The sequence below is a fragment of the Thiobacillus sp. genome (genome assembly GCF_030696885.1).
Classification (GTDB): Bacteria; Pseudomonadota; Gammaproteobacteria; order Burkholderiales; family Thiobacillaceae; genus Thiobacillus.
Genome location: NZ_JAUYRI010000004.1, coordinates 1 through 4,293, shown reverse-complemented (window position 1 = coordinate 4,293; position 4,293 = coordinate 1). Strand labels below are relative to the sequence as shown.

Genomic DNA, 4,293 nt, shown 5'->3' with positions numbered 1-4,293 from the left:
GACCTCGACCTGCTGACCTTGCTCGCCAGCCAGATCGCCACTGCCATCGATAATAATAACCTGATCGAACAACTGGAGAGTGCCAATCAGGCGCTCTTCAGCGAAAAGGAAAAGGCCCAGGTTACGCTTTCGTCCATTGGTGATGCGGTCATCACCACGGATATCCAGGGACGTATCGAATATCTCAACCCAGTCGCTGAACAGCTCTTTTCCACTCAGTTGGGCGAAGCCAGATCAAAACAACTGGCGGAACTAGGAACCCTGCTCTTTGAGGATAGCCGCCAACCGGCCAACGACCTGGGGGCTCACTGCTTGCGTGAGAGGCTGCTTTCTCCTTCGTTCCCCACCCTTATTCTGGTAGGGCGTGACGGACGTGAAATTTACATCGAACCTAATGCCGCGCCTATTCGGGCTCATGATGGACAGGTCTTCGGCATTGCGCTCGTTTTCCGCGATGTCAGTCAGACGCGCGAACTTACCCAGCAACTCTCCTATCAGTCTACGCATGATGTCTTGACCGGTCTCTTCAACCGCCACGAGTTCGAATACCAGGTGAAACAGGCAATTCGAGATGCCCAGGTCAGTGGCAGGGAGCATAGCCTGCTTCATATGGATGTCGACCAGTTCAAGGTGATCAACGACACCTGTGGCCATGCCGCAGGCGACGAGCTGCTGCGCCAGCTGGCCCTGCTGCTGAAAGCCAACCTGCGCGAACGCGACACGCTGGCGCGTCTGGGCGGCGACGAATTCGCCCTGCTGCTGGAGAACTGCACGCCTACTGATGCGCTGGAAGTGGCGGATGCCTTCCGTGCCGAGGTGCAGCGCTTCCGCTTCAAATGGGGCGACCGCATTTTTGCGGTGGGCATGAGCGTGGGGCTGGTGGCGATCAACCGCGACAGCGGCAGCGCGGCCAACCTGCTGTCGGCGGCGGATGCCGCGTGCTATGTGGCCAAAGATCACGGGCGTAACCAGATACACGTATATGAGAGCCGTGACCACGATCTGGTGCGCCACCGTGGCGAAATGCAGTGGGTGGAGCGCATTCAGCGGGCGCTGGAGGAGCACCGGCTACGCCTGTCGTGGCAGGAAATCCGCCGCACCGACGGCGCTGTGGAACCGTGCCGCCACGTCGAGCTGTTGCTGCGCATGGTGGATGACGACGGCAGCGAGATTCTGCCGATGGCCTTCATTCCGGCGGCCGAGCGCTACTTCATCATGCCCGCCATCGACAGCTGGGTGATCAGCGAAACCTTGCATTTATGTCAGCGTTATCTGGCGGCCGAACGCGAGCAGCAGTGTCTGTTTGCGGTCAATCTGTCCGGCGCTTCGCTGAAGGATCCGGCGTTTCGCCGCATGCTGCTGACGAGTCTGCGCGAGAACCCCGACCTGGGGCCCCACCTGTGCTTCGAGATCACCGAGACGGCGGCCATCGGCAACCTCGCCGTCGTCAACGAATTCATCGGCGCGATGCGCGAGTTCGGCTGCCGCTTCGCGCTGGACGATTTCGGCAGCGGCCTGTCGTCCTTCACCTACCTGAAGAACCTGAAAGTGGATTACCTCAAGATCGACGGTGCTTTCGTGCGCGACATCACGACCAATGCGATCGACCGTGCGATGGTCGAGGCGATCCATCGCATCGGCCACCAGATGGGACTGAAGACCGTGGCCGAATATGTCGAGGCGGATGCGACACTGGCGATGCTGCGCGAGATCGGCGTGGACTATGCGCAGGGCAACGGGCTGCATGCGCCCGAACCGCTGGAGACGCTGTGCGGTGGGTCGACCTGAGCGGCGCGGACCTTTAGTCCGCCACGCCGAAACCGGCGTCGATGATCGCCTGCACCAGCGCCGCGCGATCGGTGCGTGCGGCGTCGTAGACCACACGGGCCTGACCGGGCTGTAGCGTCACCTCGGCGGTCTGCACGCCAGGCACGGCGGTCAACACCCGCTGCACGCTGTTGACGCAGCCGCCGCAGGTCATGCCGGTCACCGGCAAAATAATGTCGTTCATGTGGACCTCGGTCGGGACACTCAAACCCTGATTCTAAGCCAGCCAAAAAACAAAAGCCCGCGGTGGAGCCGCGGGCTTTTCGTGTCGGGACCGCCTTACTTTTTGCGCGGCCGCTTGCGCAGGGTTTCCTTGGTGTGGTCGATCAGGCGGTCGGCCACCACTTCGGCATCCACGCTGAAGCTGCCGTCGGCGAGCGCGGCCTTGACCGATTCCACCTTGCCGAGATTGGTGACGTCGACCGAAGCCAGCTCGGCTTCCAGCGAGCGGACACGGGTGCTCGACTCGGTCAGCGTCAGCGAGTCGCTGCCGCCGGCGCTGGAGGCAGGGGCCTTGCCGCCGCCCTTGCCCTTGGTGGCGGAAACTTTGGAGGCGGCGGGCGGGGTGATGCGCTTGTCGATTTTCACGGGAAGTCCTGGGTCGCGGTTGTCTGATATCTATGACTGCTTTGGCAGTCAAAGGTTTATCGGCGAAGCCCGTGTTTTCTTTAGCCGTTTTGCCGGGCTGCGCCAAGCAGCGGCACCACCCCGTCCAATCCAACCTGGTTCAGCGCGTAGCTGGCCTGCGTGCGCACCACCGGCTTGGCGCGGTAGGCGATGCTGACGCCGGCTTCGGCCATCATTTTCAGGTCGTTGGCGCCGTCGCCCATCGCGATGACCTGGTCCTTCACCAGTCCCAGCTCGCTGCGCACGCGCTTCAACCAGTCGGCCTTGCCCTGCGCGTCGACGATGCCGCCCAGCACGCGCCCGGTCAGCTTGCCGGCCGCCACGTCCAATGTATTGGCGGCAGTGTAGTCCAGCCCCAGGCGGGGCTTCAGGCGTTCGGTGAAGAAAGTGAAGCCGCCCGACACCAGCAGGGTTTTGATCCCGGCCGCACGCGCCGCTGCCAGCAGGGTTTCAGCGCCCGGGGACAGCTGCAGGCGCTCGTCGTAGACCCGCTGCAGCGCGGATTGATCCAGGCCTTCGAGCAGTGACACCCGGCGGCGCAGGCTTTCGGCAAAGTCGATCTCGCCGCGCATCGCGGCTTCGGTGATCGCCGAGACCTGCGGCTTCAGCCCCTGCATGTCGGCGATCTCGTCGATGCACTCGATGGTGATCAGCGTCGAGTCCATGTCCATCACCAGCAGGCCGAAGTCGTCGATGCGGCGTTCGGCCGGAACCCAGCCGCAGTCGAAGCGGTTTTCCTCGCAGAAGGCGGCGACGGCATCGCTCTGGCCGGCGTCGGCCGCCACCAGGCGGAAGGCTGTCGGCGTCACCGCTTCGATGGCGGTGGCTGCGGTCAGCTTGGCGAGCTGCTTCAGGTCGGGGGTGGGGACGTCGGGTCCCTGCACGATCAGGTTCATGGATGCGTTATTTCAACAGGTTGAAGAAGGTGATGACGTTGGCCGCGCGGACCTCGGGCGCGGGCGAAGCCACCGTCCAGCGCAGGCGGTTTTCGCCCGCCAGCTTGAGGTCGCGCCGGGTCTGGATCAGCTGGATGATACGGCCGGGATCGATCGGCGGCTGCGGCACGAATTGCAGCAGGATGGCCTCGCCGCTGGCGTCGACTTTCATGATGCCAAGCGTTTTTGCGGCCAGCCGCAGCCGGTGCGTGTCGAGCAGCGCGCGCGCGGGGTCGGGCAGATGGCCATAGCGGTCGATCAGTTCTTCCTGCAGTTGGGTCAGTTCCTCGGCGTCGTGCGCGCTGGCTAGTCGCTTGTACAGCACCAGTCGCTCGTGCACATCGGGACAGTAGTCCACCGGCAACAGCGCCGGCGTGTGCAGGTTGATCTCGGACACCACGCCCAGCGGCTGGCTCATGTCCGGCTCCTTGCCGGCCTTCAGGCTCGCCACCGCGCCGGCCAGCATGTCGTTGTAGAGCGAAAAACCGACTTCGATGATTTCGCCGCTCTGCTTGTCGCCCAGTACTTCGCCGGCGCCGCGGATTTCCATGTCCTGCATCGCCAGATGGAAACCCGAGCCCAGCTCTTCCAGCAACTGGATCGCTTCCAGGCGCTTCTTCGCCTGCGGCGTCAGCGTGCGGTCTTCCTCCACCAGCAGATAGGCGAAGGCCTGGTGGTGCGAGCGCCCAACGCGGCCGCGCAACTGATGCAGCTGCGCCAGCCCGAACTTGTCGGCGCGGTTGATCAGGATGGTGTTGGCGGTCGGCACGTCGATGCCGGTCTCGATGATGGTGGTGCACAGCAGGATGTCAAAGCGCTGCTGGTAGAAGTCGCGCATCACCTGTTCCAGTTCGCGTTCGCCCTGCTGGCCGTGGCCGACGCGAATGCGCGCTTCCGGCAGCAG

General features: G+C 63.5%; 5 protein-coding genes. 1 reads left to right on the top strand and 4 read right to left on the bottom strand.

The window, feature by feature from the left end; all coding sequences use genetic code 11:
- Window positions 1–1,788, top strand: a 1,788-nt coding sequence (locus Q8R61_RS01030) for an EAL domain-containing protein (RefSeq protein WP_305533453.1), incomplete at its 5' end; no start/stop codon positions are given.
- Between the two features lie 13 nt (window positions 1,789–1,801).
- On the opposite strand, the gene Q8R61_RS01025 is transcribed toward Q8R61_RS01030, so the two are convergent.
- The 4 genes from Q8R61_RS01025 to Q8R61_RS01010 form a co-directional block, all read right to left on the bottom strand.
- The gene (locus Q8R61_RS01025) at window positions 1,802–2,011 is read right to left on the bottom strand and encodes a heavy-metal-associated domain-containing protein (RefSeq protein WP_305533452.1); all 210 of its coding nucleotides are present in this window, start codon (window positions 2,009–2,011) and stop codon (window positions 1,802–1,804) included.
- A gap of 95 nt (window positions 2,012–2,106) precedes the next feature.
- On the bottom strand, window positions 2,107–2,415 hold the full coding sequence (gene flgM / locus Q8R61_RS01020; protein ID WP_305533451.1) for a flagellar biosynthesis anti-sigma factor FlgM: 309 nt from the start codon (window positions 2,413–2,415) through the stop codon (window positions 2,107–2,109).
- An 80-nt stretch (window positions 2,416–2,495) separates the two neighbouring features.
- Window positions 2,496–3,350: a phosphoserine phosphatase SerB gene (serB, locus tag Q8R61_RS01015; protein WP_305533450.1), complete on the bottom strand. Its 855-nt coding sequence runs from the start codon at window positions 3,348–3,350 to the stop codon at window positions 2,496–2,498.
- Window positions 3,351–3,357: 7 nt separating this feature from the next.
- Window positions 3,358–4,293 (bottom strand): TRCF domain-containing protein (locus Q8R61_RS01010; protein ID WP_305533449.1); only part of this gene is annotated, 936 nt, incomplete at its 5' end.

Excerpts from the sequence above, each read along its gene's own strand:
- Q8R61_RS01025 (WP_305533452.1), bottom strand. The coding sequence starts at position 2,011 with ATGAACGACATTATTTTGCCGGTGACCGGCATGACCTGCGGCGGCTGC.
- serB (WP_305533450.1), bottom strand. The coding sequence starts at position 3,350 with ATGAACCTGATCGTGCAGGGACCCGACGTCCCCACCCCCGACCTGAAG.